Source organism: Bremerella sp. JC817 (assembly GCF_040718835.1).
Taxonomy (GTDB): domain Bacteria; phylum Planctomycetota; class Planctomycetia; order Pirellulales; family Pirellulaceae; genus Bremerella.
The window spans coordinates 437,065-456,086 of the sequence record NZ_JBFEFG010000274.1 but is presented as its reverse complement, the minus strand read 5'-3'; the positions used below and the strand labels follow the sequence as shown (position 1 = coordinate 456,086).

Below are 19,022 nucleotides of genomic sequence, written 5' to 3'. Positions count from 1 at the left end.
TAACGCCAGCAGCGCAAGACTATCCCTGTTGCCATTAATGTTCGGCGTGGCAGGACAGGATTCTTTGGGAAAACCGGCAAATCCCAGCCATGAAAGATAATCGTTTCAAATTAACAGCCTTCCTGGCGGTAGCACTGCTAGCCGCCGGAGTCGCTGTCGGAGCCGCTTCACAAAGCTTGAAGCAAAGCAATCGAGATGTCTCGAGGGCAGGGCGGACGCTGCGCACCAGCCGCCTGGAAGGCGATATTGAATCGCTACTGCAGAACGTGGTCGACCGGTGGTATCGAACCGACGGGATCACCGCGGATGTCAATTGGCAGGTGAAGCTGTTTGGGCAGTCTTGGGGAGGAAACGGTCAATACACACAAACCGGTGTTGGCGCTATGCAGCGTCACGGAATCATTTTGCAGGGGACCGATCCCGTCGCACCGATTTACTTTCAGCAAGCAATCCTCGCCAGCGAACCGTTGTTGTGGACGCAGTGGCGAACCAAGATCGACGAGTCCGCCTCGATGGTCCGGCTCAACCAGGTCGTTTCATCGGGACAGACCATGCCTCGAGCCGGGATCGCCCACCTGATGTGGCGGATGACCCAGTGCTATCACTTCGACACCGTTGACCGAGTCGTTCAAGGCGATCGCCAGTTTCTCTTAATCCGCGGAACGAAGCAGGGGGGCGAAACGCACGAAGCCTGTGCGTTGCCGTTCCTCGATCGCGGTGCCAATGGTGCCACTTTGTTGTTGGATGCTGCATCTGGTTTTCCACATCGCATTCAATGGGAAGCAGTCACCAGCAAAGGCCGAGAGATTTTGGTGAATGTCGAACTGGTGAATGTCCGTGCTGGCGTTTCCAGCAACGAAGAACTTCTCGCTCCGAAGACAATTGTTCCGGACGCGGTTGACCAGACCGAATCGTATCGTATGGCTGTGCTGTCCGGGGCAGGGGGGCACTACTGATGCGCGGGGTCGTTCAACGAGTTTCCGAAGCCCATGTCAAAGTCGATGGCAACATCGTCGGTCAGATTGAACGTGGTTTGATGGTGCTGCTGGGAGTCGCCGAAGGTGACACCGAAGCCGACCTGAAGTATCTGGTCGAAAAGACGATTCATCTTCGTATCTTTGAAGATGACGAAGGCAAAATGAATCGGAGTGTGGTCGACATCGGCGGAAGCATTCTGGCCATCAGCCAGTTCACGCTGCTGGGGGATGCTCGCAAAGGACGTCGCCCAAGCTTTATCACCGCGGCCCGGCCGGAAGAGGCCAATCAAATGTACCAAGAGTACGTCCGGCGGATCCGCGATGAGGGCGTACTGGTTGAAACCGGAATCTTTCAGGCCGACATGAAAGTGAGCCTGGTGAATGATGGCCCGGTCACGCTGCTGTTGGATAGCAGCAAGATTCTTTAGTCGCTCATGTCGATTGGTAATCTCAAGCCAACGTTGACTTGCGATCGACTCTACTCGAATCGCGATACTAGATCTCTAAGAGAGATATCTCTGAGTCTTAACGTTCGACGTTCTGATAAGGTTGCGTAGCGATGTGGGGTGGCTGTTCGCCAGGAATGCGAATCGGCTGATTGTCGTAAGGTGAAGGCTGACCTGGCTGCGTCACATATTGAGCTGGCACCTGAAGCGGATCGGTAGCCAATTGCTGTGCTTCATGATTGTGCGAGGGATGGAATCGGTAGTGCTGCATCATCAGTGGATCGCCAACAGCGGCGACGACCAGCACGATCAATTTGCCGTAAGTCGAAATGTTCGACCACAGACTTTTTCCATACCAGAATTTGATCGCGGTTCCGAAGGAGCTTTTGAAGTGAAGCCGAGCCCCCTTCCATTGCACGCTCCAGATTTCATCCAGAATCAAGTGCACCATGAATCCTATGAAGACGCACGCACTTTTGAAAATGCGGACTTCGATGTTCTCGCCCGAGACCACCAGGAACGCTAGCAGCGCACACGAGACCGCCGCAGGGATACTGTGCCACATGCCGCGATGGACCGTGTAGCGTTTGAAGACTTCAGCCACGCCGAAACGGATGACGATGTAAACCAGAGCGCCCGCAAGCGCGATGGATTCGGCATCCATCTTCATGTGTTGGAAACGATCGACCATCAACATCGGGACGACGGCGGCCAGCAAGCTGCTCGTCTCACGAAGAGGGCGGCCAGAACCGGAGTCGAGATCGGGCAAGATGCCGGCCATGCTGCACAGGCCCGCACCCAGCATGCAACTGGTCATGGGCAAATCGAGAAATACAGATCCAGCAACACCAACACCTACGCCAACGACGGTGCTTGTCGAAATATGGGTATTGAAGTCGGCCATGGATCCCCTGCCTCAAAAATGTTCCGGTGCGCCCCCCTGCCAGTGTGCATTCGAAATGGCATCAGGGTCTTGGTACGCATGATTGCGTTTGGTGAGTTCAGGACCTTGTACTCAATTGTGGCGTTTCGTATCCAGATCAGGTTTCTGGCTGCCCGCTAGCAGACGAAAAACTGACCTTCGGGTTTCCGTCTTCGGTCCGTATACTCGTGCGACTTCTGGGGCGAAGTTTTATTCAGGGACGGACGAAGAAAAATGGTTGCTTACGATTTCCTCATGCTCGCGGTCCTGGCAGGTGCGATCCTGTGGGGTTTGTACAAAGGCATGGCATGGCAAGTCGCTTCATTTGCTTCGTTGGTCGCCAGCTATTTCGTCTCGGTTCAGCTTCGTGAACCAGTCGCCAATGCCTTGGGGCTTCAGTCGCCTTGGGGAAACACCGCGGCGATGCTGGGCCTGTACATGACCAGCTCGCTGATCATCTGGGTTGTCTTCTCGATGATCAACAAGACGCTCCATAGCTTCGCGCTGAAGGACTGGGATCGCCAGGTCGGCGCCGGTCTTGGTTTCGTCAAAGGTGTGCTTCTGTGTGTGATTGTGACCATGTTCGCTGTCGCATTGACCAAGGATGAAAGCCGCCAGCAAATCGTTCAGTCAAAGTCTGGTTTCTACATCACCAAGCTGATCCATAATCTGGACGGCGTGATGCCAGCGGAAGTGAATGAAGTCGTTGGGCCGTTCATCGATCGATACAACCAGCGAATCAATGGTGAGAACCCGGATTGGTTTGCCGAGACCGGAAATGGTGTCTCGGGAGGCAATTCGACGACGCCATTTGATCCTGCCAATTTCAATCTCCAGCAAGGCCTGAAGGACTTCCAAAATAACGTTCAGCAGCAGGTTCAGAATCGCGTTCAAAACGAAGTTCAGAATCAGGCAGGTCAGTTCCAGAATTTCGTGAATCAGACGATCGAGAATCCGCAAAACATGCAGCAGAACTGGCAGCAATATTCGGGTCAGTATCAGCAGCAGCCGCAGCCAGCTTATTATCCGCCACAGATGAACATTCCATCGCCACAGCAGCAGGGCGGAAGTTACATCCCGCAGTTCAATCAGCAGCAGCCGGCGACGCCGTATCCGATGCAGAACGGCCAGCCGTACTACCCACAGCAGCCGCGGTATTGAGTGCGTCCTGGCAACGTCAGGGTAGAAGTGCCCGGAAATCGGGAAATGGCTATTTCCCGGTAAAAACAGGCCTCGAACCGCACATAACAAACATTATCGGACGTTGCGGCGTCTAGATAAAACAGGTAACATTCGAGAAACAACGATGTCGTACACGTCTCCGCTGGCGGGTTTGCGGCCCTTTCATTAGGTGTTCAGCGGAGACGCGGCCAACCCCAATTGCTACTTGGGGTTGGCCACCAAAACAGTCGTGGGTATAACTACCCCACGAACGCGAAACGGTCGGAACTCAAAAGCTACGAGCCTTTAAGTTATTCGGTCGGATCGTTTCTAAAATCGAGCCGGGTTTCCCTCAGGAAGCCCGGCTCGTGTGCGTTACGGCCCATTCTTACCGAAAGTCGGTTCGATGGTCTAGATTGATCGTCCGGCCCAATGCAAAACGAACAAGCACCTTTCGGGGCTTGTCAATCTTTACGTGGCCGTCGGCTACTTGCTCGATAAGCTCATTCAAAACGGCTTGGATCGGCACGCGTGCTTTATGGCAACGCTTCTTGAACTTCTCCCAGATAGCATCGGGAACATGCAGCGCACGTTGCCGACGCTTTGACGGATCGTATGGCATTCTTCAACCTCATGAACTTCGAAACCAACGGACAACAACCCTAGGCCGCGTTTCGGATGGCGTCTAAGTGAAATCTTTGTGAAGCCTCTTCTGTCTCGTCGAGCTGTCGAAACTGCGCCTCTTCCAAGCGGGCGACGCGTTCGTCTAAATCTTCGACAAGGCACCGCGTGCAAAGTATGGACTCGGAGCCCATCTCTTCTTGCTTCGCCCGCTACCGCATAACGAACCGACTCGTAAATAGTCGCACCGACGAACGCCGCAAAGATCGCAGTGAGAGGATGCACCCGCGTGACAAGAAGCAACGCCGCCGCGATCACGATCCCGGAAACCGCAAACACGCAATTACACAACCGACGAACCGGGCCATCTTCCCAAAGCAGCTCGGCAACACGATTGCAACGTTTGACGATCGCTTGCCATTCTTCACCCTTGAACCGTTTCATCTTCCTTGACCTTTCTTAAAACGAGCTTCCAAAAGTCGGCGGAGGCAACACGCCCAACGACGTAGTAAACTGCCACAGCCGACGCGAACGCAAAGTAACCTTGAGCCGTTGGCCCCTGGTTGATTCCGACCAAACAGCACGACCCCGCGAGGAGCCACGCGAACCCGAGGGCCGCGAAATGGAACACGACAAACGCACGCCGAATCATCACTTGTCCTTTCGTTGGTTTTCCTGCCTGACTCGCTGCCAATGCCGTTCTTCTTCCTCGTGAAGGCCAGCAATGACACACCCGAAGCACTTACAAGTGGTCCCGTCCTTGTAGACAAACCACCCGTGACGCTCGACGATCGCCACCGATTCAACTTGTATTTCGGTGTTGCAGAAGTGACATTTAAGGTTGACCATTGGGCAGAATCTCTTGAGTTTGGTTGCTGATCTCGTTAGGAATCGCGAATAAATCGTTGTGTAATTCCTCAGTAAAAAACCCCGTATTTTCTAGGCTGAACGCTTCCAGCTCGGCAATGCCTGGTTGTGCCGCGGCTTCCACCTGGTCACAAATCGGCATTGAGTTTTCTTGCGATCTATCAACCCGAACGACACGCGCCCAAAGTTGAAGAATCTCGCCTTGCTCATTGTCACGCCAACCAGAGTGGAGCCATGAACGACGGCCCTTGAGTTGTCGTTGTTGTTCCACCTGGGCAATCAGGTACACGCCGCCAGATCGGCAAATAGCTTCCCCCTCGTATCGTCGCCGGTCAGCTGTTGGCGTTCCATCGGAGCTAATGCTTCGAAGCTCGGAGAGTTCCACCGAAACCGTCATACGAGCGGAGCCATTAGAATTCTCGCGTAAAGTCACGTCGTATATCACGCCCGTATCATATGGGCGAAAACCCGTCGTGGTAACAGTTCCTTGATCGGAAACCGTGCGTTCTGGTAACAGTATCTCCGTTGTTTGACGGTATGTGCTCCGTCTTCCATCTAATAAGTAAAACATGGGAGACGCTGTAACATCCATCGAGGAGCGTTCCTGAACCGCTTCTAACAGAGCATTAAGACCGACCTGCACAGCCCCGGACGTGTCCGTGAGACTTCCAACACCGTAAGCCAAGCTCACATCAAGAGCCGGTGTAACATCTAACCCGAAATCGTGTAGATCGGAACGCGACATCGACACCAGATAGAGTTGAGCAACCCACGACGCAGGCAACGACGCTTCGACACCGTCGAGCACTTGCACGACGCGTTCAAGGACTGCCGGTGTATCAGCCACGACGATAAGACCATCCGCAAACACCGTAACACCAGCGGAGCCCACGACGGTTTTAATGGCGTCTTGGATTTCACCAGCGGAGAGCCCGCCAACACGACGCACCAACACGCTTTTATCCTCCGGCCTGAGGTCGCCGAGATAGTACAGAGTTGCCGTTGCTCGGTGCACCCGCACGTCTAACTGGCGTGACAAGGCGTCCAGGACTTGTTCTAGCGGCTGCTCCTTCATCACCATAGTTACCGACCGTTGCTGGAGTTGGCTGGCCATTACGATACTGATGTCCGCTTGTCGGGCTATCTCCGACACGAACTGGACCATCGGCATTTCCAGAGCGGAGAACGACAACGTCGCCTGATGGACTTGAAGTTGTGGCGGACTTCCATCCTTGGTCGTTTGAAGCAGTTCCCGATAGTGATCTTGAAACGTCGGCCTGTTGGGTTCCATCGTCGGCAACGGGCTCCGGCAGCTGCTGCAAACGGAGACGAGTGCCATCACTAAGAACGGCTTGACTGTCCCGAAATTGGACCGTTTGAAGAACTCGACCGCTAAAAGCCCCGCTTGGGATAGTTTCGCCAACATTTACCCGTTCCCCACTACGCAAAATGATTCCACTGTCATCAATCATGACCATCTGAGACGCACGCTCAACGATCCCGGCCAGGTGCTTTCTGTCCTCTGCCAACACGTCGAGCAGCTTTGAAAGTTCAATCACTCGATTCGCCAATTCGAGGTTTGATTCCCGCAGCTGGTTAAGTCCTGCTTCAGGATCGGCCGCGACTTCCCGAGGCGTCAGGGCCTCTCCCTTTTCCTTCTTCTTCTCAATGGTCGATTTCTTCAACGCTTCGTCATACGCGGCCGAAAACTCATGACGCAGCCCATGGAACGCGTCCATCGCTAATGTGCCGGGATAAAAGCAGACGAGCACCGCGACAACGCCCGCCGTCACCGAGGTCATGCCCCACCAGTTACGACGCCAAAACCATGCGGCAAACTGCTTCCAGTTCAAACGCTTGAACGCCGGAAGATCGGGAGCCCCCTTCCCCTTCCCTTCGATGTTGTGAGATTCATAGAACGGAAAAAACCGTTTGTGAATAAAGAAGCGTTCGCCGCTTCCCATCTTCTGAAACGCTTCCTGGTAACGGATGAGAGTTTCACGCGTCGTCCATTGCAAATAGACGCCGGTGAACTTGGCGAACAACTGGGCGAAGTCATCCACCGCAATATTGAAGTACGGCACCGGCTGCGTTCCCAACTTCGTCAGCACAACGCGAAATTCCGCGAGGTCTCGAAACGCGGGCTCGATGTCCTCAAGCCGTTGGAAGACATAAAGAACGCGTGCCCCAAAATGGCGGACTTTGCGAACACGTTTTTTTACATAGTCAATTTGCGTTCCGATGGGCTTGGTCAACTCTGGAGCTGGCTTCTTTGGGAAAAAATCCGCCGCTTCATCGACAACGACCATGGAACGGGACAAAGGGTGGACAAGACCGGGCGGAAATTTGTCCTCATCCAACAAATCGGGATCATGGCCGTACTGTTCGCAACGTCTTTCAAACACGCCATCCATGAACGCGAACACGTTGCTCTTTCCTTCGACCCACAACAAAACCTCCTCGTCTGGAATACGACGAAGGCGGGCTTTCACATGGTCGCGGTCCATCTTGTAACGCTGGGCGCAGTAGTCCGCGATTGCGTCGTCATTGAGTGGGATATTTGTCCAGAATTCGCCCGTGTAATACGGGATGAATTCTTCAACCAGCATTTTCGCAATGCTGAAGCTTTTCCCGCTGCCCATGGTGCCAATGAGCAACCCTAGCGTGGAGTTCTCGTTGATATGCAAGGTCATTTCCTTTCCAAATGGAGACCGTAAGAGAAGGAGCGGGGACACCCCGCACCCCTAGACCCTACCGACGTGCGTAAAACTAAAACGTCGGCCTCGTTGCGGGCTCTCGCTTTCACCGCGAAGACGCTGAGAAAGCAAGAGCCCTCCACTACTAACGCGGCCCTAGCCACCTTGTTGTGATGGTTGAGGCTCTGAATCAGAACCGGGGGAAGACTCAGGGGGCAAAGCCCCTTCGGACGCAAGCGAGGGACACACCGAACGCCGCGAAGGCCTCCCTCCGTGTCATCAACGAGCACGCGCAAAGCAAGCTTTGTCATGCTCGTTGAGTCCACTACGGGAGGCCTGCCTAATTGCAAGGCGGCTTCGCCCTCTGGTGGTTGTGTTGGTCGCTGGGCCGGTGGAATGGAGAAATCGTTTGCTGCTTTTGCGACAAATCGATTCCTCCACTCCCCCGGCCCGTTGGCCCTTTGAATGTGTGGCCTGCCGGGTGGGCGGCGTGCGGTCGTGCTGTTGCGGAGGCCTGGAACGGGCCGCGTGATGGCAAAACGCATCGGCCACCGCTGGCCGTGCGGTCTATGGGAGCGAGGGAGGTATGTTGCGGAGGGCTGGCTACCGCCAGCAGGTGGAAACCGGGTTGCCCACCGCTTGGAATGCGTAAGCAATTGGGGAACGAGATGAAAGAGAAGCCGTACAGAATTTTCGTTGGGGGACAGTGGATAGCGTCTTGCCGCTATGCCATCGACGCGGCGGCATTGTTGAGAAAGGGTGCCGAGATCAGAAGAGGGAACGCCGCTGTGTGGGTAGAAGGCAATGAAGAGTTTGTGGGAGCGAAGCACCAGAAAGAAGCCGCCGAGGTAATGCGAAATCGGTGGATAGCCCGAGGGATTGTTTGAGAACTTAAGGAACTGCGAACTATGGAAGATGACTTGCAGGTAATCAACGTGACCTTCTTCGTGCTGGACCGAGAAACGACCGAGACGTTTTTTGTGTCGGCCCATCCAGACCGAGACGGGGACGCCTGGCAATACTCCGTAAAGCCGGGGCACGATGAAGGCACCGAACGCATGCACACCTTCGAACCGACCCAGCAGGCACCACGCCTGATGATCGCTCTCGAATATGTTGCACGATACGTTGGGGGGGACTTTTGACATGGACGAATTCTTGCTAATTGGGTTAGCCATTGGCCTATGCTTGTCAGCCGTTTGCATCGTCGGATGCATCAGCCAAAACCGTCTGTTATCCGAACGACTCAAGCGAGCCGAAAAGGAGCGGGACACACTCCGATACCTTCTGGAAAACCCACTAGGAAAATGAACGACACGACATAAGAGCCGGGGACAACCTCGGCTCTTTTCATTTCATCAAAACGGCCTGAACTTGGCGGCAAAGTGGAACGCAGTGACCACCGTTTGCCAAAGGGTGTAAGCCCTCAAGAGAGTGAAAATCTCATGCATCGGCAGGAACGTATCCAGCCAGTTGAAGACGTCATTAAACGCCGAGAAATCTAGATCGACCTGGATACCAAGTTGATCCATGAGGTAAATCAACGTCAGCTGACCGATGGACAAGAGCGTATTCCAAATCAGTTCGATGATCGCTTCGAACGCTATCCACAAGCCTTTCAGCAACCACGAAAACAAACCAGCCGCCTCTTCAATCATCGCATTGGTACATGCGAAAATGGCATCGAGAATCCAGCCGAAAAAATCACTCATAGCTACCGCCCTTGCACGTCACGCCAAACCCACATCACGACGAAGATCGTAACCACGATCAAGACGCCATTACGGACCATCGGCAACCACTCTTCGTACTTCTCAAACCACTCAAAGCCGTTGTCAGATGACCATTCAATTTGGTCAGGAGACCAAAGCTCGGTTTCCGTATCTGGAAAGACGATCGTCAACGGTTCCGCTTCGATCTCGTTAGGCAACTGGCGCATGGTCAAATTGTCAAACTTCGGATGGCTGGGCATCCCTTCCCAAGGAAGCTCGATCAATCGCGGTTCCGCTGTTGGCTGCCCCGGGGTTATCTCATGCTCGGGCAGTTCCGCTTCCTGGGCGTCATTCTTGAACCAGCTGAGTGTGTTCAAGATCGCTTCCAAATGCTCATTGGCCGTTGTGCCTTGATCAACAACCGCGTCGCGAACGCCTTGGATAGAGACATTCGCCCGGTCGATTGCGTCAACGACTTTGTCGAGGCAATCACAAATATCCTTAGGGCCGGTGCATTCGCACTCGCCATCGCGATCAGGGACCGGCACCAAGTAGCGTTGTGCCGACTCGTCGGACGGATCGCCATAAATGTCGTACCATTGCCCATTACAGCAGACCGAGGAAACAACGTCGTAATTTGACGGGTTCAACCCGTCAGGAAGCCAAGGGGCATCAGGCAAGCCGCAATCAGGAGACACACAATCTTGATCCTTTTCACGGTTGCGGACACGCTTCAAAGTGCCGTTCGTGTTGTGCTCGTAAATGTCGTAGGCACCACCACCGCAGCACGCGAGCCGCACAAAGGTATATTCAGCCAAAAACGCAGAATCGGCTTCTGGTTGAATGTCCAAATCGCAATCCTCAACCGGTGGTTCGGTGTCGATCGGCGTTAACGACTCGTCGCCCTGCTGATAGATAATGAGATCATCGAAGTAATGAGGCCTGCCAGTCACCCGAATTTCAACCTGGGAGCCACCACTAACGATGTAATCAGCCCCAGCCGAGTACGTGTAACCAACCGATTCGCCGTTGACCAAAAAAAAGACGTTCGCGGTGTCATCGTAGTCAGCACCAACCACCACCGAACGAATCAAACGCTGAACACCACCAACGAAAAGTTGAAATGTAATCGCGTCAGTTGTCCCGTATCGCTTGGCACGAACCGCGAACCGGTACTCGCCATCCGGGAGACCGACAAACCGTTGAACGACTCCGTCGTCGTCCCCTTCCGTTGTCAGCTTCCAGCGGTCGCCGTCGACCTCGTTTCCACCGGTGTTGGTTTCCTTAACGACGGTGCCGCCATAGCGGATATAGTCGGCGGTTGGGGTACGGTAGACATCGGCTAACCCGATCGACGGTACAACACCAACACAGAATGCCAGAGCAGCAAGAAACCGAGAAAGCCGAGGACAGCCCATGTCCCGGCTGCGTTCAACTCGCTGAACGCGTGCACCTCCCCTGCCCTGGCCGATAGTTCCGCAAGCCGTTGCAGAATTTCTTCCTTCTCCGCTTCCGTCCACATCTCGCATCCTTCGACAGGGCAAAAAAAAGAGGGTGCTGAGGAGGCCCCAGCCCCAGCACCCCCGGTTGGCGTGCGCAAACAACGAGTTTGCACACTTGCTAAGCGGTTGGGATTACTTCCCGCGTTTCATGAACGCGACGATCGCCAGCACGACGCCGAAGCCGATCACAAAGAAGATCCACTTGTTCAGGAATTCGCCGATTCGGTACGCGATGGCATCGACGACAACCGTGAAATCAACGCCGACGCTGTAAAGTTCGCTCGTCGGTGCTTCCGTCGGCTGAGGATCAGCGGCGAGAACTTCCCCCGCGCCGCCCAGAACGGCGACTGCCACGGCTGCGACCATAAGAAGGCCGAACAGGTTGACCTTCGGAATCTTGGCGGCGGCGGAACGGCAATTCCCCATGAAGGTGGACCCGTAAGCCCGTAGACGCCCACTGAAGGAGACCGGCACCGATCGGGACGATTGCTCGTAAGATTGGAGCGAGCATTGAGCGAATCCTTTCGCATTGCGAACCATAAAACTAACCTCTGTTAAGGCCCTTCTTGACAACATGAAGAAGCACGGCAACCGGAAAAAAAATACAAAGCTCAAGGATCAGGCCCAACTCAAAGCCCGCTAGGACATAGTCCATCATCAGCACAGCCGGAGTTCGCAAACCTGATCCCATGAGCTAAATTCCCCCCCCGAGGAAAAGCAGAGCGGCCCACGTGAAAGCAGACCGCCCCGAGTCGTCTAAATAACGCCGGACGAAGTCGGCTTCGCCTTGCTAACGGGTCCATCCGAAAGCAAAGTGATCTCGTCCACTTCCAGCAACTTGTAAGCGTTGCCGTATTGGCCTGGGCGGGCCTGCGTCTTGAAAACGACACGGCAATCCTTGCCGTTGTAAGGTGCGAACTCATCGTAAAAGTTTTGCAGTTCGTCCTTCGTGTGCTTGTCGTTGGCCAAACGCAGTTTGTCGGCACCACCTCGCCACGCAAACTGTACCTCGACAAAATCGACAACAGGGGCAGTACCCCACGAACCGCGTGACACTACGACGGTCACGTCTTCAAACAACATGCGACATGGAGCAAGAACCATGTCAACTTTGTCAGTACTCTGACTCACAGCGAAACTCCTCAATAACGCCAACTAAGTTTAGGACAAAGACCTATCGACTTGTGATGAAATAGTTCTGAACTACTTCCTGAGGTTTTTGAAAAAAGATTCCGATACCATTGGGAACCGGATCGCATCATCGACAAGCACACGCAACACGTCGACCGGCGATACCTCAAACTGTCCGGCTGTTTTGGTGAGGAAGTTCATCTGCTCCTTAGTGAACGCAATGTTCAAGCTGCGAGCCGTTGACGGGGCACGATGAAGCCCGCCAGGGTTCGCAGTTTTCGGAGCCTTGTTTTGACTAGTTCTCGCTACCATCTGGGCCATCCTTTTCAAATCGGAGCCATTCACGATCCAGAACCCGCAGTTGAGCGGGAGACAACGAAAGCTTCCTCAAATCGACATCTCGAAACCCGAGGATTTCAAGACAACGGGCGAAGCTAAACCCGATGTTCATTACATGACGCGTCCCGTCGAAAACGCGACCGTCGGGGTAATTCGTGCGTACCTTCAAAATGACGGTTGCACCTTGTTTGCATTCGGCCAAGCGTTGCCGGATCGTCGTGCGTTCCGCCTCTTGCTGGGCTTCTTCTTCCTCAGGACTTTGCGTGTCCCCTGCCCTTTGACCTGGTTGCAACACGTCGTCCGCGTCGGTGCCGTTCGGCTCATCCTTAGCGGGCCAGAAGTAACGCGACGTTTGGTAACGCCGCATATACGTTTGAGAGTCGAGCACCCAAGACGGAAACCCGTGTTCGGGCGTTTTTGTTAGATACTTGGTCGCATAGTTTGCGGCGTGTTCCATGCTCACGAAAGGTTTCGTTTTCGTAAATCGCACCGTACCGAACGCGGGGCGATTCGGTTCCTGAGGCCCTGCCCAGTCTGGCCGGAACTTCGACCACTCATAACGCACACGCTCAATCGGAATGTGGCGAGCTTCAACAAGAACGTGGAAATGCACCATCTCGGTTTCCTTCTGCCACTCGACAACGTAGAAATACCGATCGGAGAGCAGATAACCGCCATTACGGAGAGATCGCATCAAGCGGGAGATACACCGCTTTTCCTTGAGATAGTCCCACGCCTGACGAGGGCTTGAGAACAAAAGCGGATCAACCGTGAACGTCCACATCTGGACCGCTTCAAAGGTCTGCAAGACCGCCTTCAAACGGCGCCGCAAATCCATCCCGTTGACCCAGCAACAGTCGGGGCAATACCACGACTTACAACGGCAAGGCCGCAACTCGTAAGAGTAGTCAGTCTGGACTTCGTCCCGACTTTGGACAGGTCCACACGTGGTGTCACACTGTTTCTGAGAGGATTCAAGCAAAGGGGAGGCCCCTCCCCCGCTTCCTCCTCCGTCGCTCGACTCCTCCCCCGTACGCTCCTCCGGGGCCTCTTGATCCCTGGTGGCGGCCCACAGCTCACGCATCGAGACGCCATCATGGCGGGTGCGTTCGGCTTCCGCTTCCCTGCCCTCTGCCTGGGCACGCGTCAAATAAGCGTCCAGGCCCCGTTGATAGCGTTGCTCTTGAAAGAACGCGTCCCACTGCGAGGACGTGAAATTGTCGAAGTCTGGCCGACCCTTAGAACGTGGGCTAGAATACGCGGGCAGATCGTTTAGCGCGTGGCACATTGTTCAAAATGCGCAAACCCGCTGCATAACGACATCGCCATACCCTGACAGGGGTATGATAACTCGCGTCAGACTTGACGTAAGTTGTTGCGTCTCAACAAGTTACAAACATTATCGGACGTTGCAGTGGGGGTTCTTTCTGGTCGAGGGTTTTCGGCCTGAATCTCGTTTCTCGGTCCCCTGGCCCATGGTTGGCTGTCGGTTGTCGGGCTTCTTGAGGCGACGTTCGTTGCTCGCTGTTCGTGATGGAGTTGCGTGAACTTCGAAGCCAATGCAGCGCGAGATCTGTGGCCGCTCGTAAGCTGATTTCGTGTTCGCTGCGAGCTCGTTTGTTGGCTGGCTTCCGTTGATGAAGTTCATGAATTCCGAGGGTTCGCTGATGTCCTCGATTGGGTTCAAAATGAACTTCATTGCCAGTCGCATTTCGGCATCGATTTGGGTCCGTTCGGCGCACAAAAAAACAGAACGGAATTTGGTCGATTCCGCTCTGCTTTTTTCGGTTGGCTTGTCCTTTGGCGGGACTGGTTAGGCGCTCAGGGTTGGCTCTTGGCCTGGACCTCCGGAAAGCTGGAATCGACTCAGGGTCGATTGCAGTCCGTCTGCTCGCACATGAAGCGAGTTGCCTGCCGCCTTGGTTTTCTCGGCGTGGGTCTTTGACTCGTTGGCGGAGTTGTTGACCTGCGAGATGTTCTTCGAGATCTCGTGGCTCGCCGTGGCTGATTCGTGGATGCCGGTGCTAACGGTCCGGGCTGCCGTGGCGGCCTGGGCGACGTTGCCGGCGATTTCCTTGGCGGTGATACCTTGTTCTTCCACTGATGAAGCAATTGTGTGAGCGATCTCGTTCACGTCTTTGATTTCCGTCGTAATCCGCGCGATCGATTCGACGGCATCGTAAGACGACGTTTGGATCGCATCGACACGCTTGCGGATGTCTTCCGTGGCGGTTGCTGTCTGGCGTGCGAGTTCCTTCACTTCGGTTGCCACGACCGAGAAACCCTTGCCGGCCTCGCCAGCTCGCGCCGCTTCGATGGTGGCGTTCAGGGCAAGAAGGTTAGTCTGCTCGGCGATCTCTTGGATTGTCTGGATGACCGCTCCGATCTCGGCGGCGGCTGTGCCCAGTGAAGCAATTCGTTCATTGCTGGTCTCCGAGAGGTTCGAGACCGACGAAACGGAGGCAGCGGCGCGTTCCGCGTTGCGGGCGATTTCGTTGATCGTGGTCGACATCTCTTCCATGGCGGTGGCGACGCTTCCGATGTTGGTTGACATCTGCTCGGTGGCCGCGGCCATGCCGTTCATGTTGGTCGACATCTGATCCGCTGCAGCGGCAACAGTTGCGGCACGTTCGGTTGTCTCGTAAGCACCTTGCGAGAGATGTTCTGCGGTGCCGGTCAGTTCGGTTGACGATCCTTGCAGGATATCGGAGGTCGAAATCACTTCGCCCAGCAGTCCGGATAAATTATCCCGCATTGTGTTCATGGCCTGGATTAAATATCCGACCTCGGCGGTCGCCTCGGTTTCACAGCGAGTTCGCAGGTCACCCGCCGCAATTCGTTGAGCGAACTGGGCAGCATCCTGGATGGGTGAAGCGATCTTTCGCGAAAGGACAAAGGCAAAGATCGCCAGAGCGGCAGCCGATGCGAGGCCGATTCCCATCGACCAGGTCAGCAGCGAGCCTTTCACGTTTTCGACGGTCCCGGCCATCTTGTCGCTGGCGGCGAACGCTTCGGAAGCGTCCATCTTGGCGACCAGGCAATAGGTCAAGCCGTTTAATTCAATCGGGCAATAAGCGTTCAGCGAGTCGTTTTCGCGGTAGTCGGCGGCACGCAGCGTTCCTGTTTCTCCCTTTTCAAAAACGGCTCGCGTTACGTCGATATCAACCTTGCCTTTCTCCGGATACTTCCACGAAGCGAGCAGGCTATGGCCTTCGGGGTCGAGGTGCGAGTTCGACCGCATCAGGTAATCAGGGCCAACCAGAATCGTCTCGCCTGTTTCTCCCATGCCATCACGGACTGCTAATATATTGAGAATGCGATCTACTGGCATCTGAAACATAGCGATGCCTATGCGCTTATCGCCATCATAAATAGGAGATGCAATAAAGCTTGCAGGGGCCTCGTAGGATGGGGTATAGCGAGCAAAATCGACCAGCACGGTCGAATCCTTTTCGGTGACCTGAGCTGCCTGGCGAAATGCATCAGCGAAGTTGCTGTTGGCATACGGTCCATTTTTCAGCGAGGTGCCGAAGTCAAGTTCCTTGAAGACCGAGTAGATGATCTTTCCTGAATCCGGGTCGACCAGAAAGATGTCGTAGTACCCGAACTCCTCCAGATAGTTGCGGACGACTGGATGCAGCTTTTTGTGAAGCTGCGTGTATTTCGAGTTGTCGGCCGCCGCTTCGAGGCGATGCTTTTCCCCAAGAGGGTTTTCATTTTCTAAAATGTACGCGTGCTGCAAAGCGACGGTCGTGTCGTCGAGTTGCTTCAAGTAGTTCATCGCATCGGGCGTACGATTGTCGTTCCGGCGAGCATACTCTGGCGCGAACGTTTCGGCGTAATAGCCGCTCAGGTCAGTCCGCATTTCGGCGACCTGCTCATCGGTCAGTTGGTTGGCGGTATTGAATTCCTGGAAGGCCTGCCCCATGTCGCGCATGGCATCGACCACCATCTGATTTTCCGAGAACGTTTTAATCTGGCTATCGATCGTTCCGAAATAGTCCTTCAACTGCTTCTTCTTCAGCTCGCGCTGGGCGATTAGCGAGTTGGTGGCATTCTGCTCGAAGACTTCGTTGGCGTGCTGGTTCACCGTGGCGAAGCCACTCTCTGCCCGGAAGTAACTGATTGTCGACATCACGACCAGCGGCAGCAGGCCGCAAGCAAGAAAGGCGATCGTCAGTTGCGATCGCAGATTCAGGGAAGACTTCATTCAGGACTCCAGTCTCGTCAACGATGGGTTTTGATTTATCAGCCGTTCTCACCGCATAGGCGGCTGCCATCGTGAGGGTGGCAATTCAAAAGTTATTTCCAGTAGCAATCACGGAAGAATAGATTGCGGTTGCCTGACGCTTCTGAGAGGGGCGGATCATTCCTGGAAAGTTAATGTCCACTTCTGCGCCATCTGTAAAGTTTGTGCAGCTTGCGTGTGGCTATTTTGTGATCCCCCCCCCACCAGCTTACGGTGAAAGGTGCATTTCAGCCTTATTTTGCCGAGAAAAATCAATCCCATAGAGGGGATTTGGCTTAGTTCTAGAAACGAAAAAAGGGCACTGCGAAATCACTCGCAGTGCCCTTTTTGGGCAATTGTCATTCGTTTGGAGGGTTGGGGTTAGCTCGCTGGCTGCCCTTCCGAGGCTTCCATTTCGCGTTCCAGGAAGACGCCCATCTGACGGAACTTGTCGTATCGCCCCTCCACCAGTTGGTCGGTGCTCTGTGCCGAGAGTTCGTTGACCGTCTTGGTCAGGTACATCTTCAAGCGAGCGGCCATTTGGTGATGATCGCGATGGGCACCACCCAGCGGCTCTTCGATCACGTCGTCGACGATGCCGAACTTTGGCAGGTACTTCGAGGTGAACTTCAGGGCTTCGGCCGCCTTGGCTTTGAACTCGTGGCTCTTCCACAGAATACCGGCACAGCCTTCAGGGCTGATCACCGAGTAATAGGCGTGCTGCAGCATGGCGGTGCGGTTCGCGACACCAATGCCCAAAGCCCCGCCGGACCCCCCTTCCCCGATCACAACCGAAATAATTGGCGTCTTGAGACGGGCCATTACGAACATGGCGTCTGCGATTGCCATCGCCTGGCCACGTTCTTCGGCGCCCACACCTGGGTAAGCACCGGGCGTGTCGATGAAGGTGATCACCGGCAAGTTGTACTTTTCAGCCAACTGCATCTTTTCGATCGCCTTGCGGTAGCCTTCTGGATGAGCACAGCCGAAGAAGCACTCGCTACGTTCTTTGAGGTCGCGGCCTTTGAAGTGACCGATGAACATGACCTTGTGCTTGTCGAGCTTGGCGAAGCCAGTTCGCAGAGCGCGGTCGTCGCCGAACTTGCGATCGCCGTGCAGTTCCACGAACTCGTCGAAGACCAGGTTCAAATAGTCCGCCGACTGGGGACGCTTCTGGTGACGAGCGACTTCCACGGTTTGCCATGGCGAAAGATCGCTGTAGATCTCGCGGATCGTGTCGGTCAGCTGTTTGCGGACGTTTCGGATCTCGTCGTGATGTTCAGGCGAGTCGTTTTTGACCGACTCCAGTTCCTTCAGTTTGTTCTCGAGCGTTTCAATCGGTTGTTCGAAGTCGAGATAAATCGAAGTGCTCATGAAAGCTTTCAGTGCTCCAGGCAATGGGTGGGGAGTTCGACGCCGGGCGAAAATCAATTTCCGCCAGAGGTCGAGCTGGAATCGTCTCCGCTTGCCGCCGCGGCTTCTTCGCGATCGACCAACGAGGCCGGCCTGCGCGGTGGAATGCGATAGATCTTGGTGTTCTTCAGTAAACGAATCACATCGTCCATCGTGTCTGGACGCTGCTTGGGGTCTTTGGCCATCATTCGTTCGACAAGGCCAGAGAACTCTGGGGTAACATTGTTGTTGGCAGCCTGCAGCGACGGAACCGCCGCACGCAAATGCTTGTCCAACAGGTGATCGGGACTGGTGGCTGTGTAGGGTAGCTTACCGCTGATCAATTCGAAGATGGTGCAGCCATAGCAATAAACGTCGGCTCGGTCGTCGAGTGCCACGCCGCGGATCTGTTCCGGCGACATGTAGCTGCGCGTTCCTTGGACACTGCCATTCACCTTCGATCCGCCACCAAACAGTTTCGACAGACCTGACTTCTTTTTCTGGGCGATCGAGAAGTCGATCAGCTTGACGTTGCCTTCGTTGTCCAGCAGGAAGTTGTCTGGCTTCACGTCGCAATGAATCCAGCCATGGCCGTGCATATAGCCGAGACCCTTGGCCCCTGCTTCGACAATCTTGGGAGCCCAGTAGGCGAGTTCTTCGACGCCATCGCGGATGGCCATCTTCATATTTCGCGAGTAGCAGAACTCGAGAACCAGGTAAGCGAGACCGCGGAAGCTGTCGAATTCGTAAACGTGAATTACGAACGGATTGTCGAACTTCGCCGCGACGGTATGCTCGTGCCGGAGCGCGGCAATTTCGCTTTTGTCTTTGATGTAGTTTTCGCGAAGCGTCTTGATCACCACCTTGCGATTATCAAGGTCGTGAATCGCTTCCCATACCTGGCAAGTCTGGCTCGTGCGTAGCATGCGAACCAGGCGGTATGGACCGATATAGTTTCTTCCTGCGGTAGACACCGATGAGATTATCCGTGACGAGGATTTGCCCCTACTGTTCCGGCGCCGGTCGAA

The 19,022-nt window shown here is 54.7% G+C and carries 15 protein-coding genes; 4 read left to right on the top strand and 11 right to left on the bottom strand.

Translation table 11 applies throughout. The features are described from left to right. The first annotated feature begins 89 nt into the window (after nucleotides 1–89). Together AB1L30_RS16025 and dtd are read left to right on the top strand one after the other, a co-directional pair. A complete protein-coding gene (locus AB1L30_RS16025; protein WP_367014429.1) occupies nucleotides 90–956 on the top strand; it encodes a hypothetical protein in 867 nt (288 codons plus the stop codon). After that, nucleotides 956–1,405, top strand: a complete 450-nt coding sequence (dtd, locus tag AB1L30_RS16020; RefSeq protein ID WP_367014427.1) for a D-aminoacyl-tRNA deacylase — start codon at nucleotides 956–958, stop codon at nucleotides 1,403–1,405. Before AB1L30_RS16025 ends, dtd begins: the two co-directional genes overlap by 1 nt. Before the next feature lie 97 nt (nucleotides 1,406–1,502). Here the strand turns inward: dtd and AB1L30_RS16015 are convergent, their stop codons facing one another. Beyond that, nucleotides 1,503–2,327 carry a metal-dependent hydrolase gene (locus AB1L30_RS16015; protein WP_367014426.1) on the bottom strand — a complete coding sequence of 275 codons (825 nt, stop codon included), beginning with the start codon at nucleotides 2,325–2,327 and terminating at the stop codon, nucleotides 1,503–1,505. Between the two features lie 252 nt (nucleotides 2,328–2,579). Here AB1L30_RS16015 and AB1L30_RS16010 point away from each other — a divergent pair, with 252 nt between their 5' ends. Then, a complete protein-coding gene (locus tag AB1L30_RS16010; RefSeq protein ID WP_367014425.1) occupies nucleotides 2,580–3,506 on the top strand; it encodes a CvpA family protein in 927 nt (308 codons plus the stop codon). A 1,456-nt stretch (nucleotides 3,507–4,962) separates the two neighbouring features. On the opposite strand, the gene AB1L30_RS16005 is transcribed toward AB1L30_RS16010, so the two are convergent. Further along, nucleotides 4,963–5,949, bottom strand: a complete 987-nt coding sequence (locus AB1L30_RS16005) for a hypothetical protein (RefSeq protein ID WP_367014424.1) — start codon at nucleotides 5,947–5,949, stop codon at nucleotides 4,963–4,965. Nucleotides 5,950–5,953: 4 nt separating this feature from the next. Continuing rightward, a complete protein-coding gene (locus AB1L30_RS16000) occupies nucleotides 5,954–7,687 on the bottom strand; it encodes a hypothetical protein (RefSeq protein ID WP_367014423.1) in 1,734 nt (577 codons plus the stop codon). 911 nt (nucleotides 7,688–8,598) lie between these two features. Here AB1L30_RS16000 and AB1L30_RS15995 point away from each other — a divergent pair. Further along, nucleotides 8,599–8,835, top strand: a complete 237-nt coding sequence (locus AB1L30_RS15995; RefSeq protein WP_367014422.1) for a hypothetical protein — start codon at nucleotides 8,599–8,601, stop codon at nucleotides 8,833–8,835. Nucleotides 8,836–9,048: 213 nt separating this feature from the next. On the opposite strand, the gene AB1L30_RS15990 is transcribed toward AB1L30_RS15995, so the two are convergent. The 8 genes from AB1L30_RS15990 to AB1L30_RS15955 all read right to left on the bottom strand — a co-directional run bounded on the left by AB1L30_RS15990 (nucleotide 9,049) and on the right by AB1L30_RS15955 (nucleotide 18,968). Next, entirely contained in the window at nucleotides 9,049–9,402 is a 354-nt protein-coding gene (locus tag AB1L30_RS15990; RefSeq protein ID WP_367014421.1) for a hypothetical protein, read from the bottom strand. A 2-nt stretch (nucleotides 9,403–9,404) separates the two neighbouring features. Further along, on the bottom strand, nucleotides 9,405–10,820 hold the full coding sequence (locus AB1L30_RS15985; RefSeq protein ID WP_367014420.1) for a hypothetical protein: 1,416 nt from the start codon (nucleotides 10,818–10,820) through the stop codon (nucleotides 9,405–9,407). Nucleotides 10,821–11,036: 216 nt separating this feature from the next. Then, nucleotides 11,037–11,330, bottom strand: coding sequence for a hypothetical protein (locus tag AB1L30_RS15980; protein ID WP_367014419.1), 294 nt, complete (start codon nucleotides 11,328–11,330; stop codon nucleotides 11,037–11,039). Nucleotides 11,331–11,660: 330 nt separating this feature from the next. Further along, nucleotides 11,661–12,035, bottom strand: a complete 375-nt coding sequence (locus AB1L30_RS15975) for a hypothetical protein (protein WP_367014418.1) — start codon at nucleotides 12,033–12,035, stop codon at nucleotides 11,661–11,663. Nucleotides 12,036–12,330: 295 nt separating this feature from the next. After that, nucleotides 12,331–13,212 carry a hypothetical protein gene (locus tag AB1L30_RS15970; RefSeq protein WP_367014417.1) on the bottom strand — a complete coding sequence of 294 codons (882 nt, stop codon included), beginning with the start codon at nucleotides 13,210–13,212 and terminating at the stop codon, nucleotides 12,331–12,333. Nucleotides 13,213–14,187: 975 nt separating this feature from the next. Next, a complete protein-coding gene (locus tag AB1L30_RS15965) occupies nucleotides 14,188–16,584 on the bottom strand; it encodes a methyl-accepting chemotaxis protein (RefSeq protein WP_367014416.1) in 2,397 nt (798 codons plus the stop codon). A 399-nt stretch (nucleotides 16,585–16,983) separates the two neighbouring features. Then, on the bottom strand, nucleotides 16,984–17,976 hold the full coding sequence (locus AB1L30_RS15960; RefSeq protein ID WP_367014415.1) for an acetyl-CoA carboxylase carboxyltransferase subunit alpha: 993 nt from the start codon (nucleotides 17,974–17,976) through the stop codon (nucleotides 16,984–16,986). 53 nt (nucleotides 17,977–18,029) lie between these two features. Next, nucleotides 18,030–18,968 carry a serine/threonine-protein kinase gene (locus AB1L30_RS15955; RefSeq protein WP_367014414.1) on the bottom strand — a complete coding sequence of 313 codons (939 nt, stop codon included), beginning with the start codon at nucleotides 18,966–18,968 and terminating at the stop codon, nucleotides 18,030–18,032. Between the last annotated feature and the right edge of the window lie 54 nt (nucleotides 18,969–19,022).